This is a genomic window from Paraburkholderia sp. EG286B (genome assembly GCF_040965655.1).
Classification (GTDB): domain Bacteria; phylum Pseudomonadota; class Gammaproteobacteria; order Burkholderiales; family Burkholderiaceae; genus Paraburkholderia.
Window position 1 is genome coordinate 157,153 of record NZ_JBFRCF010000010.1, and the last position, 16,131, is coordinate 173,283.

A 16,131-nucleotide genomic window follows, 5' to 3' on the forward strand; every position below is an offset into this window, starting at 1 on the left:
GCGCCCATTACTGCTTCGCAGGTGCGGCGAGCGCGCCGATCTTTGCGTCGATGGCCGCGATCTGGCTCTTGCGGTCGTCGTCGGAGAGATGCGTGTCGGCGGCGATCTTCTCTTTCTGCTGGAACAGCGCGACCTGGCGGATCGGCAGGAGCTGCTCGTCGGTGGCGGGCGCGAAGCCTGCATAGCCGGTGATGTCGGCCATGATCTTCTTCTCGCGCGGATCGGTCTTGGCGTAGTGGTAGAAGAAGTCGCGCAACTTCTGCTTGGTAGCTTCAGGCAGATCCTTGCGATACACGAGCGGATCGGACGGAATGAGCGGCGAGGTCCACAGTACGCGCACCTGGGCAAAGCGCTCCGGGTGCTTTTGCTGGAGCGTGGAAAGCTCGATGGTGTTGTTGGTGGCGATATCCACCTTGTTGTTCACTACGGCAAGCAGGTTCGCTTCATGGCTCGAAGGCAGCACGGTCTTGAAGTTCGTCGCGTTCACCGAAATGCCGCGCTTCGCAAAGAGGTAATAGCCCGGAATCAGCGTGCCCGAGGTCGAATTGGGGTCACCCCAGCCGAGCGTGAGATCCTTGGTATTCTTGAACACATCGTCGATCGACTTCACGCGGCTGTTCACGTTGGTGATGAGCACCGACTTGTAACCCGCGTCGCCGTTCGCGTAGAGCACCTTCGCGAAGATTTCGCCATTCGAGCGATCCACGGCTTCCATGGCCGAAGCGTTGCCGAAGTAGCCGATCTGCACCTTGTTGAAGCGCATGGCTTCGATGATGCCCGAGTAGTCGGTGGCGAAGAACGCATTCACGTGCAGGCCGGTCTGCTTGTTCAGGTCGTCGATGAACGGTTGCCAGCGTTGCTTGAGCACGGCCGACGAGTCGGTCGAGATGATGCCGAAGCTGAGGTCTTCCGCGTGAGCGGCCGCGCTGCCGAGCGAGGCAAACGCGACGGCGCCGGCGGCGCACCAGGAGAGCATGGAGCGGAACAGTTTCATTGGGGCGGTCCGTGGTGAGGTGAAAGGTTGCGGGTTGGAAAAGGGTTGGCTTGCGTGATCAGGCCGCGCGCGGCTGCGCGCCGAAGCGCGTTGCCGCGGACGGTGCAGCATCGGGTTCGAGCAGCTCGCGCGCGGCGTTGCCATAAAGCTGTTGCAACAGGGCGGGCGTGAGCGCCGACGATGCGCCGTCGTACACCACGCGCCCGTCGCGCAGCGCGATGGTGCGCGGGCAGTACTCCATGGCGATATCCACCTGATGCAGCGAGACGACCACCGTCAAGCCGTGATCGCGGTTGAGCATGCGCATCATGTCCATCACACGGCGCGACGATGCGGGGTCGAGCGAGGCGATGGGTTCGTCGGCGAGAATCAGGCGCGCGCGCTGCACGAGCGCACGGGCGAGCGCCGCGCGCTGCTGCTGGCCGCCCGAGAGATTCGAGGCGCGCTCGGCGGCCTTGTGCGCGATGCCGACTTCGCCGAGCGCGGCCAGCATCAGCTCGCGCTCGGCGCGCGGAAAGCGGCCCGTGAGGCGTCGCCACAACGGCAGCCGCGACAGCGCGCCGATCAGCACATTCGTTTCGACCGTGAGGCGATGCACGAGGTTGAACTGCTGAAACACGAAGCCGATGTCGCGGCGAATGCGGCGCACTTCGCGCACGATGCGGCCGTCCTGCTGAATAGGACGACCAAGAATCTCGATGCGCGAAGGCTGCGGGTCGGAAGCCGTGAAGCCCGCAATATGGCGGAGCAGGGTCGATTTGCCCGAGCCCGATGCGCCGATCAGCGCGACCATCTCACCAACGCCTACGCGCAGGTTGATTTCGTCGAGTGCCTTGCGGCCGCTGTCGAAGCTTTTCGAGAGGCGTTCGATGCGTATGGCGTCCATAACAATCCGTCGCTGTGTAGTCGAGGGGTCATTCTAGGAAGCGACTGTGACGGTTGAGTGAAGGTGTCGCGACGTCTAGACGACTACATGTCTTTCGACCTTCCCGCGGCGGAAAAAATCGCAGGAGATGTGACAGAGGCATGACGCCAAACATCTGTCACGCTCAATATCATGGGAAGCGGCTATATTGAGGGGCAACGTACGTGCTGTCCCTGGTTTTCCTGACTTGTTGCTGACTCATTGTCGACAGGGGCGGCACTCGCAAGGCAGTTGTAGACAATGCGGCCGCACGCGGCGGCCGCAGTCTGCGCGACCCGACCTGGGCGGCCCCACCTGGGCGGCTCCATCCGAACGAGCGACGAAACCCGGCGCCATATGCAGGCACTGAGCTTCCTACCCGACAGCTTCGAGGAATACGAGGACCTCAAGATGATCCTCGATGCCGGCGCACGCTGGCTCGACATTCGCAGCGAGGGCGAAGTCGAGGTGCGCGGCCGCACGTTTCCGCTCTATGTGGCGGCAATCGGCTCGCGCGATCCGGCCGCGCCCGGCATTGGTTTTTTCGGCGGCATCCATGGGCTCGAGCGCATTGGCTCGCAGCTCGTGCTCGACTACATGCGCGCGCTGGTGGGGCGTCTCGCCTGGGACAAACTGCTCCTGCGCCAGCTCGAGTCCGTGCGCATCGTGTTCGCGCCGATCCTCAATCCCGGCGGCATGTGGCTTGCGACGCGCGCGAATCCGAACGGCGTGGACCTCATGCGCAACGCGCCGCAGGACGCCGACGAGCGCGTGCCCTTTCTCGCGGGCGGCCAGCGCGTCGGCTCGTGGCTGCCGTGGTATCGGGGGCGGCGCGGCGCGGCCATGGAGATCGAGGCGCAGGCGCTCCTGAAGATCGTCGACGAAGAACTCACGCGGCGCCCGCTTTCCTTCGCGCTCGACTGCCATTCCGGTTACGGCTGGACCGACAGCATCTGGTTTCCGTACGCGCGCACGCGCCGTCTCATCCGCCATCTGCCCGAAATGTATGTGCTCAAGACGATGTTCGAGCGCGCGCATCCGCACCACGGCTACACCTTCGAACCGCAGAGCCATCAATATCTGCTGCACGGCGACTTGTGGGATTGCGCGTACGATCGCGCGCCCGACAGCAACATCTTCCTGCCGCTCACACTCGAACTGGGCTCGTGGCTGTGGATCAAGAAGAACCCGCGCCAGATCTTTTCGCGCCAGGGCATGTTCAATCCGCTCCTGCAGCATCGCACCGCGCGTGTATTGCGGCGTCACGCGAACTTGTTCGAGTTTCTGACGCGCGCCGCGTATTCCTCGCAGCGCTGGCTGCCCGAGGGCGTGATCCGCGACGAGGTGCTGAAAAGCGCGATCGGGCACTGGTATCGCAAGCCGGGCACATGAGCGAACCGTGGATCCTGCTGCGCGGCCTCACGCGCGAATCGCGCCACTGGGGCGCGTTCGCCACGCTGCTCGCGGCGCGCGACGGCGTGCTGCCCATCGACCTGCCGGGCAACGGCACGGCGGCGCATGTACGCTCGCCGCTCGCGGTGGACGACTACGTGGACGCGCTGCGTGCCGAGGCGCAGCGGCACGGCGCACGCGCGCCTTACCGCGTGCTGGCAATGTCGCTCGGCGGCATGGTGGCGACGGCGTGGGCGCTGCGATACCCCGAAGAAGTCGGGCGGCTGGTGCTCGTGAACACGAGCATGCGGCCGCATAGCCGCGTGGACGAGCGCTTGCGGCCCTCGGCGTGGCCCGCGCTCCTGCACGTGGCGCGGCATTGGGATGGCGGCGACAGCGGCAACATTGCCGAGACGCTGATCCACGGGCTCACCTGTGCGCGCCACGACACGCTCGCGGCCGACCTCGAAGCGTGGGGCGCGATCCGCGCGAGCGCCCACGTGAGCCGCGTGAACGCGCTGCGCCAGCTGGCCGCCGCCGCGCGCTTCAAGGCGCGCGCCGTGCCGCGCTGTGCGGTGCTCGTGGTGTCGTCGCGCGGCGACCGGCTCGTGAACCCGGTGTGCTCGGCGCGGCTCGCGCGGGCCTGGGGTGCGCCGCACGTGGCGCATCCGTGGGCGGGGCACGATCTGCCGCACGACGATCCGCAATGGCTCGTCGATACGCTCCACGCGGGCGACGTCGCCGCGAATCCCGCGAGCCGGGCCGCCGGCCGCGGCTGAGCGGTGCCGCGGCGCGTGCGCGCCGCCCGCATCGCCAGTCCGGCGATTGCCCCATAATACGAAAACTCATCCGGCACTTTCAGGACGATTTCCAGACATGAACGACAAACCCGCCATTGGCGCCGCCGTGCCGCGCCTCACGAGCCTTTCGCACGGCGGCGGCTGCGGCTGCAAGATCGCGCCGGGCGTGCTTTCCGCGCTGCTCGCCCGCAGCACGCCGCTCACCACCGCGTTTCCGAACCTGCTGGTCGGCACCGAGACCGCCGACGACGCTGCCGTCTACAAGCTCAACGACGAGCAGGCCATCGTCGCGACGACGGACTTTTTCATGCCGATCGTCGACGACCCGTACGACTTCGGCCGCATCGCCGCGACCAACGCGCTCTCGGACGTCTACGCCATGGGCGGCAAGCCGATCCTCGCGCTGGCGCTCGTGGGCATGCCGATCAACGTGCTGCCGCACGACGTGATCGCGCAGGTGCTGCGCGGCGGCGAAGACGTGTGCGCAGCCGCGGGCATTCCCGTGGCGGGCGGCCATTCGATCGACTCGGTGGAGCCCATCTACGGCCTTGCGGCGCTCGGCGTGGTGCATCCCGAGCGCGTGAAGCGCAACGCGTCGGCACAAGCCGGCGACGTGCTCGTGCTCGGCAAGCCTCTGGGCGTGGGCGTGCTGTCCGCCGCGCTCAAGAAGGAAATGCTCGGCGACGCGGGCTACAAGGCGATGGTGGCCGCCGCGACCCTGCTCAACAAGCCGGGCGCGACGCTGGCGGAACTGCCGGGCGTGCACGCCATGACCGACGTGACGGGCTTCGGCCTGCTCGGCCACACGCTCGAAATTGCGCGCGGCGCGAATCTCACCGCGCGCGTGCATTACGCCGAGCTGCCGTGGCTGCCGGGCGTGCAGAAGTTCGTCGATGACGGCGTGTACACGGGCGCCTCGGGCCGCAACTGGGCCTCGTACGGCGACGCCGTCACGCTCGCGTCCAGCCTGCCCGAAAGCGCGCGCACGCTGCTCACCGACCCGCAAACCTCAGGCGGCCTGCTCGTGGCCTGCGCGCCGGCAAGCGTCGACGACGTGCTGGCGATCTTCCGCACGGAAGGCTTTGGCGACGCGCGCGTGATCGGCGAACTGAGCGAAGGCCCGGCACGCGTGGACGTCGCGTGAGGGCCGTATGAGCGGAGAATCGCCGAAAGCCATCTTCTACGCGCTCGCTGCGAACTTCGGCATAGCGGTCTGCAAGTACGCTGCCGCGGCGTTCACGGGCTCGGGATCGATGTTCGCGGAGGCGATTCACTCCACGGCCGACTGCGGCAACCAGCTGCTTTTGCTGTTCGGCCTGCGCCAGTCGCGCGAGCCGCCCACGCCGCTGCATCCCATGGGCACGGGCCGCGCGATCAACTTCTATTCGCTGCTCGTGGCGCTGCTGCTGTTTTTCGTGGGCGGCGCGTTCTCGGTCTACGAGGGCGTGCATCGGCTGATCGCTCGCGAGCCGTTGCGATTCGTTTATGTGGCGCTCGTCGTCCTCGGCATTTCGGTGGTGCTCGAAGCGTTCTCGCTTTACGGCGCGATGCGCGAGATTCGCAAGGGCGCGCCCACCAAATCGCTGTGGCGCTGGGCGCGAGAAACGCGCGATTCCGACCTGCTCGTCGTGGCGGGCGAGGACATCGCCGCGCTGGCGGGTCTCGCCATTGCGTTCGCCGCCGTGCTGCTCACGGTCATCACGGGCAATCCCGTATGGGATGCCTGCGGCTCGATCGGCGTGGGCATTCTGCTCATGCTGATCGCGTGGTTCATCGCGCGCGAAGTGAAGTCGATGATCGTCGGCGAATCGGCCAGCCCGGAAATGCGGCGCGATATCGAATCGTTCCTGCGCGCGCGGCCCGAGATTCGCAGCATCATCAGCCTCATTACCCTGCAATGGGGCAAGGAGGTGATGGTGGCGGTGCAGTGCGAAATGCTCGAGTACGACCACAGCCGCACCATGGTCGAAGCGATCAACGAGATCGAAGCCGATCTGCAGGCGCGCTTTCCCCTCGTGCGCTGGGTGTTTTTCGAGCCGGATTTCGTGAACCGGTAATGCAAGGGCCCGGCGGTTGCATAAACCGCCGAGCCCTTGCACACGTTTCACATCTTCACGCGCGCTTCACATTTCAATGCCGAAACGGCGTCCACACGGGCGTGGTGTTGCCCCACTGCTCGAGTTCGGAAGGTACGCTGGGATTCATGTTGGACTCCTACGTTTTTCGTCTTGCAATCGAAATGCCGATGCGTCTTGCGGGCTTATTCGCCAGTCTGCGCAACGCGCTGGGCGTTGTTCGCGCGGCTTTCCTGCAGCGCGATGCGTTGCGCTTGCGTGCGGCCGATCAGGCTTTGCTCGGGGTAGCTCGTCTTGTTCAGCGAGGGCAGCGTGCCGTCGCGGTACGCGGCGGCGATTTCCGCCTTCACTTCGGCGCGGGTTTTCGGGGCGCTGTTGTCCTGGGCGAAGACCGAAGCGCCGGCGGCGAGCGAGAGAACGAGCGTGGCGCCAATGGCGGTTGCGAGAGTGCGTTTCATGATCTGCTCCTTTTGTACTGGTGCCACGTGGGTCGCGGCGACAGGAGCAAATGTAGTTGCGCAGCCGTTTGCGATAAACGGCTCGAACGCGAAAGCAATTGTCGAAAATCCGGAACAATCGCTGCGCCGCGCCCGCGCAAGCCTTTGCGGGCGCGGCTTCGAGGGTTGGCGCAGCGCGACGGCGTTACGCGACCCGGCCTATGCGGCCCACTCGGAGATAACGGGCGTTTCGAGTGACGGCGCGTTTTCGCGCTCTTCGAGCGTGCGCATCGTGCAGGCCTTGTCGAGCGAGGCGCGGCCGCTCAGGAGCGGGCAGCGGTCGAACACTTCTGCGATCCAGTCCACGAACACGCGCACTTTGGGTGACAGATGGCGGCTGTGCGGATAGACGGCCGAGATCGGCATGGGCAGCGGCTTGTAATCGGGCAGCACTTCAACGAGCGCGCCCGACTTCAGGTGCGGCAGCACCATGTAGCGCGGCCCCTGAATCAGGCCGAAGCCTTCGATGCCGCAGGTCACGTAAGCGTCCGCGTCGTTCACCGAGACCATGCTCTTGAGCTTGACCTCCACTTCCTTGCCGTCGACGAGAAACGCCCAGTCCATCACGCGTCCCGTGCGCGACGAGAAGTAGTTCACGGCGCGATGCTCGGCCAGTTCTTCGAGCGTTTGCGGCGTGCCGTGGCGCTCCAGATACGACGGCGACGCGCACGACACGCCTTCGAAAATGCCGATGCGCCGCGCGACCAGCGACGAATCCTGCAGCGCCCCCACGCGCACCACGCAGTCCACGCCTTCCTGCAGCAAGTCCACGGGGCGATCGGATAGCCCGAGTTGCAGGTCGATGTCCGGATAGCGGCCGTGGAATTCGCACAGCGACGGAATTACGATGAGCCGCCCGATCGAGCCGGGCATGTCGATGCGCAGTTTGCCGTGCGGTTTGCGGTTGCGATCCTGGAATGTGGTTTCCGTTTCTTCGACGTCCGCGAGAATGCGCACGCAGCGCTCGTAGTACGCCGCGCCATCGGGCGTGAGCGACAGACGGCGCGTGGTGCGATGCATGAGGCGCACGCCGAGAAACGCTTCGAGATTCTGAATGATCGTCGTGACCGAAGCACGCGGCATGTCGAGCGTTTCGGCAGCACGCGTGAAGCTGTTGGTATCGACGACGCGGGTGAACACCTGCATGGCCTGAAGGCGGTCCATTGCCACTCTCCAAAAAGCTTCGGTCGCACGGCGCGCGGCATTCGAAAGAAACGCCCGCGCAGAAAGAGGAGACAGATTGTTCAGATGCGCCGAATTGTGTTGCCGGATTATAGGCATTTATTTGCAAGTCTGCCGAACCCACAATTCGCCTCATTCGAATCTACTCTCGCGCATTGCGCCGATTTGACATGGATGTCTTTAAACGCCCAACGTCTTGGACCTCCGCGGAGGAAGCGCCGCTGGCCGAAGTGCCCGCGGCCCTGCCCGATACCGCGTCCGCCAAGCCTGGCAAGGTGCGCGCGCTGCTCACGACCGACGTCGTGATCGAAGGCTACGCCCAGCAGATTCCGCTGCGCCTGTACCGCCCCGAAGCCGCGAATGGCCTGCCGGTGTTGCTGTATTTCCACGGCGGCGGCTTCGTGCGCGGGACGATCGAGGAAGCGGATGCGGTGGGGCGGTTTCTCGCAGAACGCTTACCAGCGCTCGTGGTGAGCGTGGGGTATTCGCTCGCGCCGAAGCACCCGTTTCCCGCCGCACCCGAAGATGCGCATCGCGCGGCGCTGTGGGCGCTCACGCGGGCCCGCGCGTTCGGCGGCAGTCCGAAGCGCGTGATCGCGGCGGGCCACGACGCGGGCGGCCAGATCGCCAACGTGCTCGCCTTCATGGGCCGCGATCGCGGCGACGTAAAGCTCGCGGCGCAGGCCCTGTTTGCGCCGATGCTCGACCCGAGCCTCACGCGTCTTGGCGATGAGGCGCGCCTTGGCTCGGATATCACCGCAAGCGAATGCGCGGCGTGTTATCGCGCGTATCTGCCCGATGCGACGCAGCGCATGCATCCGTACGCCGCGCCGCTCGAATCGCTGCGTCTTGGCGGCTTGCCGCCCACGCTCATCGTGACCGCACAGAACGACGTGCTGCACATCGAAGCGGAGAAGTACGCGAGCCGCCTGATCGACGCGGGCGTGCGCACCCAGGTGGTGCGCTACCCGAGCGTTTCGCACGCGAACCTCGCGGCGCATCCGGCCGCGCTCAGCGAAGCCGTACGGTTTTTCCAATGTTGCTTCGACGCGGGGGCGTCATAGACGAAGCACCCTTGCGGCGGTGCTGCCGAACCAGTGAAGAACAATCAACCATTATTTCTGGAGTCCGACATGTCACTTTTTTCGCAATCCCGAACCCGTATCGCGCTAGCGGTCATTGGCGTGCTGGTGGTCGCGGGCCTCGGCACCCTCGGTGCCATCCGCCTCGACTCGCACCCTGCCGTTGCCGCTGAAGCGCCGCCCGCACCGGAGGTCGATGTCGCACCCGTGCTCAACCGCACGATCACCGACTGGCAGACCTACTCGGGCCGCATGGCCGCCGTCGAGAAAGTGGAGATACGTCCGCAGGTTTCCGGCACGATCGTCTCCGTGAACTTCCGTGACGGCGCGCTCGTGAAGCAGGGCGAGACCCTGTTCGTGATCGACCCGCGGCCGTACCAGGCGGCCGTCGATCAGGCCGCGGCGCAGCTTGCCGCCGCCCAGGCGCGCACGGGCTACGCGCAAAGCGACTGGGAGCGCGCGCAGCGTCTGATTGGCGACAACGCCATCGCCAAGCGCGATTACGACGAGAAGCAGAACGCCTCGCGCGAAGCAAACGCTAATCTCAAGGCCGCGCAGGCCGCGCTCGAAGCCGCGCAGATCAACCTGGGCTACACGCGCATCGTCGCGCCGGTTGCCGGGCGTGTGTCGCGCGCCGAGATCACGGTGGGCAACGTCGTATCCGCCGGTGCGAGCGCCGCGCCGCTCACGACGCTCGTTTCCGTTTCGCCCATCTACGCCGAGTTCGACGCCGACGAGCAGACCTATCTCGACTACATCAGCCACATGAAGAATGGCTCGAAGGTGCCGGTGGAACTGGGTCTGGCGAACGAATCGGGCTATTCGCGCACGGGCACGATCGAGTCGGTGGATAACCGTCTCGACACCACCTCGGGCACGATCCGCGTGCGCGCGCGCTTCGACAACGCCGACGGCGCGCTGGTGCCGGGGCTTTACGCACGCATCAAGGTGAGCGGCAGCGCCCCGCACCCGGCGCTGCTCGTGGACGACGCCGCCATCGGCACCGACCAGGACAAGAAGTTTGTTTACGTCGTGGATAACAGCGGCAAGATCGCTTACCGCACGGTGCAAACGGGGGGCCAGCAGGGCAACCTGCGCGTGATTCTGGACGGCCTGAAGGCGGGCGACCACGTAGTGGTGAACGGCACACAGCGCGTACGCCCCGGTGAAGCCGTGCGCTCGCACATGGTGCCGATGAACGGCGACCCCGACGCCGATTCGACCAATACGGCAGCGAACCCCGGCGCCAAGGCAGCGAAAACGTCCTGACGGGCGGCGGGCGCAGGCGATCGCAGCCTGCGCCTGTACGTCCATCAGGAGGCCTAAGCAGCAAGATTCGCGTCAAATTGAGCGTCATGAACAAGAGCAACCCATGAACATATCGAAATTCTTCATCGACCGGCCGATCTTCGCGGGCGTGCTGTCCGTGCTGATCCTGCTGGCCGGCGTGATCGCGCTGTTCCAGTTGCCGATCTCCGAGTATCCCGAGGTCGTGCCGCCTTCGGTGGTGGTCCACGCGCAGTATCCGGGTGCGAACCCGAAGGTGATCGCCGAAGCCGTCGCCGCGCCGCTCGAAGAGCAGATCAACGGCGTCGAGAACATGCTGTACATGCAGTCGCAAGCCAATAGCGACGGCAATCTCACGCTCACGGTCACGTTTCGTCTCGGCACCGACCCGGACAAGGCCACGCAGCTCGTGCAGAACCGCGTGAACCAGGCGCTGCCGCGCCTGCCGGAAGACGTGCAGCGTCTCGGCATCACGACCATCAAGAGCTCGCCTACGCTCACGATGGTGGTGCACCTGATCTCGCCGGACAACCGGTACGACATGACGTACCTGCGCAATTACGCGCTGCTCAACGTGAAGGACCGCCTCTCGAACATCCAGGGCGTGGGCGAGGTGCAGCTGTGGGGCTCGGGCGACTACGCGATGCGCATCTGGCTCGATCCGCAGAAGGTGGCGCAGCGCAATCTCACCGCGAACGACGTGGTCAACGCGATTCGCGAGCAGAACGTGCAGGTGGCGGCGGGCGTGATCGGCGCGTCGCCGAGCGTGCCTGGCACGCCGTTCCAGCTCAACGTCAATGCGCGCGGCCGTCTGCGCACGGAAAGCGAGTTCGGCAATATCATCGTCAAGACGAATCCCGATGGCGGCGTGACGTACCTGCGCGACATCGCGCGTATCGAGCTGGCGGCCTCGGAATACGGTCTGCGCTCGCTGCTCGACAACAAGCCGGCCGTTGCACTCGCCATCAACCAGGCACCGGGCGCGAACTCGCTCGCGATTTCGGACCAGGTGCGCGCGGCGATGAAGGAGCTCAAGCAGGACATGCCGGCGGGCGTGGATTACAAGATTGTCTACGACCCCACGCAGTTCGTGCGCTCCAGTATCGAAGCCGTGGTGCATACGCTGCTCGAAGCGATCGCGCTCGTGGTGATCGTGGTGATCGTGTTCCTGCAAACATGGCGTGCCTCGATCATTCCGTTGATCGCGGTGCCGGTGTCGATTGTCGGGACGTTCTCGCTGCTGCTCGCGTTCGGGTTCTCGATCAACGCGCTATCGCTGTTCGGGATGGTGCTCGCCATCGGCATCGTGGTGGACGATGCAATCGTGGTGGTGGAAAACGTGGAGCGCAATATCGCCAGCGGGTTATCCGCGCGCGACGCGACGTACAAGGCCATGCAGGAGGTGAGCGGACCGATCATCGCCATTGCGCTCACGCTCGTGGCCGTGTTCGTGCCGCTCGCGTTCATGAGCGGTCTCACGGGCCAGTTCTACAAGCAGTTCGCGATGACCATCGCGATTTCCACGGTGATCTCGGCGTTCAACTCGCTCACGCTTTCGCCCGCGCTTTCGGCGCTGCTGCTGCGCGGTCACGGCGAGAAGGAAGACTGGCTCACGCGTGGGATGAACCTCGTGCTGGGCGGCTTTTTCCGCCGCTTCAACCAGGTGTTCCATCGCGGCTCGGAAAGCTATGGGCGCGGCGTGAACGGCGTGCTGCGCCACAAGGGCGCGATGCTCGCGGTCTATGTGGTGCTGATCGCCGCCACGGTGCTGATGGCGCGTGTGGTGCCGGGCGGTTTCGTGCCCGCGCAGGACAAGGAGTATCTGATCGCGTTCGCGCAACTGCCCAACGGCGCCGCGCTCGACCGCACCGAGAACGTGATTCGCGACATGAGCGCCATCGCGCTCAAGCAGCCCGGCGTGGAAAGCGCCGTGGCGTTCCCGGGCCTTTCGGTGAACGGCTTCACGAATAGTTCGAGTGCGGGCATCGTGTTCGTCACGCTCAAGCCGTTCAAGGAGCGCAAGGGCAAGGCGCTTTCCGCAGGTGCGATTGCGGGTGCGCTGAACCAGCAGTACGCCGGCATCAAGGATTCGTTCATCGCCGTGTTCCCGCCGCCGCCGGTGCTCGGCCTCGGTACGCTGGGCGGCTTCAAGATGCAGTTGGAGGATCATGGTGCGCTCGGCTATGAGGCGCTCAACCGTGCGACCCAGGACTTCGTCAAGCGCGCGGCGCAAACGCGGGAGCTGGGCCCGACGTTCACGAACTATCAGATCAACGTGCCGCAGCTGAACGTCGATCTCGACCGCACGAAGGCGAAGCAGCTCGGCGTGCCGGTCACGGACGTGTTCGACACGATGCAGATCTATCTGGGTTCGCTCTACGTGAACGACTTCAACCGCTTCGGGCGCGTGTATCAGGTGCGCGTGCAGGCCGATGCGCCGTTCCGCCAGCGGGCCGACGACATCCTGCAACTGAAGACGCGCAACGCCGCGGGCGAAATGGTGCCGCTCTCGTCGCTCGTCACGGTCACGCCCACGTATGGCCCCGAGATGGTGGTGCGCTACAACGGCTACACCGCGGCCGACATCAACGGCGGCCCGGCGCCCGGTTATTCGTCGGGCCAGGCGCAGGCAGCGGCGGAACGCATCGCGGCTGAAGTGCTGCCGCGCGGCGTGAAGTTCGAGTGGACCGACCTCACGTACCAGCAGGTGCTGGCGGGCAATGCGGGCATCTGGGTGTTCCCGATCAGCGTGCTGCTCGTGTTCCTCGTGCTGGCGGCGCTCTACGAGAGCCTGACGCTGCCGCTCGCCGTGATCCTGATCGTGCCGATGAGCGTGCTGTGTGCATTGACGGGCGTGTGGCTCACGCAGGGCGACAACAACATCTTCACGCAGATCGGCCTGATGGTGCTGGTGGGGCTCGCTTCGAAGAACGCGATCCTGATCGTCGAGTTTGCGCGCGAGCTGGAGCATGACGGACACACGCCGCTTACCGCTGCCATCGAGGCGAGCCGTCTGCGTCTGCGCCCGATCCTGATGACGTCCATCGCGTTCATCATGGGCGTGGTGCCGCTCGTGCTCTCGAGCGGCGCGGGTTCGGAAATGCGTCATGCAATGGGCGTGGCCGTGTTCTTCGGCATGCTCGGCGTGACCGCGTTCGGCCTGTTGCTGACGCCGGTGTTCTATGTGGTGCTGCGCACGCTCGCGGGCGGCAAGATTCACGTCGCGCAGAAGGACAATGCGCGCAAGCCGCAGTCGATGGTCGACGCGTAAAGCGACAAGGGAAAATGATCAACATGACTAACGAATCCATCTTGCGCTCTAGCGCGAATGCCGCGCCGGGAGGCGGGCATCTCGCGCGTATCACCCGAATCGCGGCGAGCGTCGCGCTCTTTGCCTGGCTCGCGGCATGCTCGGTCGAGCCGACCTACAAAGTGCCCGACGCCGCCGTGCCAGCGGCCTACAAGGAAACGCCGCAGCAAACGCAGAGCACGAATCCGCACGACGTGGGCACGTGGACGCCCGCGCAGCCCGCCGACGACACCCATCGCGGCGAATGGTGGACGGTGTTCGGCGACGCGACGCTCGACAAGCTCGAGCAACAGGCGCTCGAAGCGAACCAGGACCTCAAGGCGGCCGCCGCGCGCGTGCAGCAGGCGCGCGCCGTGACGCAGGCCGCGCGCGCCTCGTGGTTCCCGTCGATCGATGCGGGCTTCGGCCCGACGTATCAGCGTGCCTCGCCGGCTTCGCTGTATTTCCCGCAAAACTACAACGTGCCCGCTCAAACGCTGTGGCGCGCACAGGCTACGGCAAGCTATGAAGTCGACTTGTTCGGCCGCGTGAGTTCGAACGTTCACGCCTCCCAGGCAGACGCCCAGCAGAGCGAAGCCTTGTACCTCTCAGTGCTGCTCGCGTTGCAGGCCGACGTTGCACAGAACTACTTCCAGCTGCGCCAGTTCGACTCGGACGTCGATCTGTACCGCCGCACGGTGACGCTGCGTGAAGACGCGCTCAAGCTCGTCGAGCGCCGCTTCAAGGAAGGCGACATCAGCGCGCTGGACGTGGCACAGGCGCGCAACGAACTCGCGAGCGCGCGTGCCGACGCGGTGGGCGTCGCGCGTCAGCGCGCGGCTTCGGAGCACAGCCTCGCAATCCTGCTCGGCAAGGCGCCCGCCGACTTCACGTTCCCCGAAACGCCGCTCGCGCCCGTGCTCGTGCAAGTGCCGCCGGGCCTGCCTTCCACGTTGCTGGAACGCCGCCCTGACGTCGCCGCGGCCGAGCGTGCGATGGCGGCCGCAAACGCGCGCGTGGGTCTCGCAAAGTCGGCGTTCTTCCCGCAGCTCAACATCACGGGTGCAGCTGGCTTCGAGTCGGCCACGCTCGGCGACCTGTTCATGTGGTCGAGCCGCGCGTTCCTGCTCGGGCCGCTCGCGGGCACGGCGCTCACGCTGCCGCTGTTCGACGGTGGCCGGCGCAAGGCGAATCTTGCACAGGCGCGCGCCAAGTACGACGAAGACGTTGCGCAATACCGCCAACAGGTGCTCGTGGCGTTCCGCGATGTCGAGGACAATCTATCCGACCTGCGCCTGCTCGACGACCAGATCCGCGAGCAGAACGACGCGGTGAGCGCCTCGCAGCAGTCGGCGTCGCTTTCGCGTACGCAGTATGAAGAAGGCGAGGTCAGCTATCTGAACGTGATCGACAGCGAACGGACGGTGCTCGTGTCGCAATTGCAGGCCAGCCATCTGCAGGGTTCGCAGGCCGTGGCGACCGTCAACCTGATCCGCGCGCTGGGCGGCGGCTGGGGCGACGCGAAGCCCGGCGACGGTACGCCGCCACCGCCGGCGCCGCTCGCGGCGCGTTAAACCGCGTTGAACCGTGCGCTAACCCCGCGTAAGAAGCCAAAACGCTCGCCGCCTGTGCATATCGCAGGCGGCGATTTCCTTTGCGCAATCGCTTCGTAGACCCGGCCCCGCCGCGCCTCTATTATCGTCTGGACCCATCTGGAGCCAACGCGATGGGCCCTCATCGCGTCGCTCCTCACTGAACGAAGTCCAACTTCCATCCGGGGAAAGCGATGATCCGTGCCGTGCGCGCCGTGGGGCGCCCTTCCTTTTTCCAGCGCTTCGGTCTGCTGACGGCAATCGCCGTGTCGCTTGCGGCAGCGGCGCTCGACGCGCACGCCGACACTGCGACGCTCAAGATCGGCATTGCCACCACGCCGCAAACGCCCGCGCTCCAGGAAGCGGCGCGCGAGGCGAAGGCGCAGGGTGTAGACGTGAAGATCATCGAATTCACCGACTGGAATACGCCCAACGCCGCGCTGGCGAACAAGGACATCGACGCCAACTACTTCCAGCACAAGCCGTTTCTGGAAAACGCCGAACAGCAGGGCGGCTACAAGTTCGTCGCCATCGCGCCGGGCACGATCATGAAGATCGGCCTGTATTCGAAGAAGGTGAAACGCTTCGAAGACCTGAAGGATGGCGCGACGGTCGCCATCGCGAACGATCCCGTGAACGGCGGCCGCGGCCTCCTGCTGCTGCAGCGCGCGGGCCTCATCAAGCTCAAGCCGGGCGTGGACTATCGCGCCACGACGCTCGACATCGTTGCCAATCCCAAACACCTCAAGATCGTGCAGCTCGAAGCGTCGCAACTGGCGCGCTCGCTCGACGACGTCGATCTCGCGCAAGGCTACCCGAGCTTCATCAAGCTCGCGGGCACCACCGATCCGAATAGCGCGCTGCTCTTCGATGGCGTGGAGAACAAGGCGTTCGCGATCCAGTTCGTGGTGCGGCCCGAGAGCGTGAACGATCCGCGCATCCGCAAGTTCATCGACATCTACCAGCATTCGCCGGCCGTGCGCAAGGAACTCGACAAGGCCTTCGGCAACCTCTACGCGGTCGCCTGGTAACGCGCG

13 protein-coding genes are annotated in these 16,131 nt (G+C 65.5%); 9 read left to right on the forward strand and 4 right to left on the reverse strand.

Annotated features, from left to right (window positions below; translation table 11 throughout):
- Positions 1–7: 7 nt before the first annotated feature.
- Together phnD and phnC are read right to left on the reverse strand one after the other, a co-directional pair.
- A complete protein-coding gene (gene phnD, locus AB4Y42_RS22650; RefSeq protein WP_368688579.1) occupies positions 8–994 on the reverse strand; it encodes a phosphonate ABC transporter substrate-binding protein in 987 nt (328 codons plus the stop codon).
- A gap of 58 nt (positions 995–1,052) precedes the next feature.
- Entirely contained in the window at positions 1,053–1,880 is an 828-nt protein-coding gene (gene phnC, locus AB4Y42_RS22655) for a phosphonate ABC transporter ATP-binding protein (RefSeq protein ID WP_254316685.1), read from the reverse strand.
- A gap of 375 nt (positions 1,881–2,255) precedes the next feature.
- Between phnC and AB4Y42_RS22660 the strand changes: the two genes are divergently transcribed.
- The 4 genes from AB4Y42_RS22660 to AB4Y42_RS22675 all read left to right on the forward strand — a co-directional run bounded on the left by AB4Y42_RS22660 (position 2,256) and on the right by AB4Y42_RS22675 (position 6,147).
- Positions 2,256–3,290: a M14 family zinc carboxypeptidase gene (locus AB4Y42_RS22660; RefSeq protein ID WP_368695404.1), complete on the forward strand. Its 1,035-nt coding sequence runs from the start codon at positions 2,256–2,258 to the stop codon at positions 3,288–3,290.
- On the forward strand, positions 3,287–4,069 hold the full coding sequence (locus tag AB4Y42_RS22665; protein WP_368695405.1) for an alpha/beta fold hydrolase: 783 nt from the start codon (positions 3,287–3,289) through the stop codon (positions 4,067–4,069). The genes AB4Y42_RS22660 and AB4Y42_RS22665 overlap by 4 nt, the downstream gene beginning before the upstream one ends.
- Positions 4,070–4,166: 97 nt before the next feature.
- The gene (gene selD / locus AB4Y42_RS22670; RefSeq protein WP_368688564.1) at positions 4,167–5,234 is read left to right on the forward strand and encodes a selenide, water dikinase SelD; all 1,068 of its coding nucleotides are present in this window, start codon (positions 4,167–4,169) and stop codon (positions 5,232–5,234) included.
- 7 nt (positions 5,235–5,241) lie between these two features.
- Positions 5,242–6,147 carry a cation diffusion facilitator family transporter gene (locus tag AB4Y42_RS22675; RefSeq protein ID WP_342919008.1) on the forward strand — a complete coding sequence of 302 codons (906 nt, stop codon included), beginning with the start codon at positions 5,242–5,244 and terminating at the stop codon, positions 6,145–6,147.
- Positions 6,148–6,350: 203 nt separating this feature from the next.
- On the opposite strand, the gene AB4Y42_RS22680 is transcribed toward AB4Y42_RS22675, so the two are convergent.
- Both AB4Y42_RS22680 and AB4Y42_RS22685 read right to left on the reverse strand, forming a co-directional pair.
- Complete coding sequence (locus tag AB4Y42_RS22680; RefSeq protein WP_368695406.1) at positions 6,351–6,623, reverse strand: DUF4148 domain-containing protein; 273 nt, start codon at positions 6,621–6,623, stop codon at positions 6,351–6,353.
- Between the two features lie 198 nt (positions 6,624–6,821).
- Positions 6,822–7,826, reverse strand: a complete 1,005-nt coding sequence (locus AB4Y42_RS22685; protein ID WP_368688562.1) for a LysR family transcriptional regulator — start codon at positions 7,824–7,826, stop codon at positions 6,822–6,824.
- Between the two features lie 188 nt (positions 7,827–8,014).
- Between AB4Y42_RS22685 and AB4Y42_RS22690 the strand changes: the two genes are divergently transcribed.
- From AB4Y42_RS22690 to AB4Y42_RS22710, 5 genes are all read left to right on the forward strand, one after another.
- The gene (locus tag AB4Y42_RS22690; protein WP_368695407.1) at positions 8,015–8,908 is read left to right on the forward strand and encodes an alpha/beta hydrolase; all 894 of its coding nucleotides are present in this window, start codon (positions 8,015–8,017) and stop codon (positions 8,906–8,908) included.
- A 69-nt stretch (positions 8,909–8,977) separates the two neighbouring features.
- The gene (locus AB4Y42_RS22695) at positions 8,978–10,195 is read left to right on the forward strand and encodes an efflux RND transporter periplasmic adaptor subunit (protein WP_368688560.1); all 1,218 of its coding nucleotides are present in this window, start codon (positions 8,978–8,980) and stop codon (positions 10,193–10,195) included.
- Between the two features lie 103 nt (positions 10,196–10,298).
- Entirely contained in the window at positions 10,299–13,484 is a 3,186-nt protein-coding gene (locus AB4Y42_RS22700; protein ID WP_368688559.1) for an efflux RND transporter permease subunit, read from the forward strand.
- Between the two features lie 23 nt (positions 13,485–13,507).
- Positions 13,508–15,076, forward strand: a complete 1,569-nt coding sequence (locus AB4Y42_RS22705; RefSeq protein ID WP_368695408.1) for an efflux transporter outer membrane subunit — start codon at positions 13,508–13,510, stop codon at positions 15,074–15,076.
- Between the two features lie 212 nt (positions 15,077–15,288).
- Positions 15,289–16,125, forward strand: coding sequence for a MetQ/NlpA family ABC transporter substrate-binding protein (locus AB4Y42_RS22710; protein WP_368695409.1), 837 nt, complete (start codon positions 15,289–15,291; stop codon positions 16,123–16,125).
- Positions 16,126–16,131: the final 6 nt, after the last annotated feature.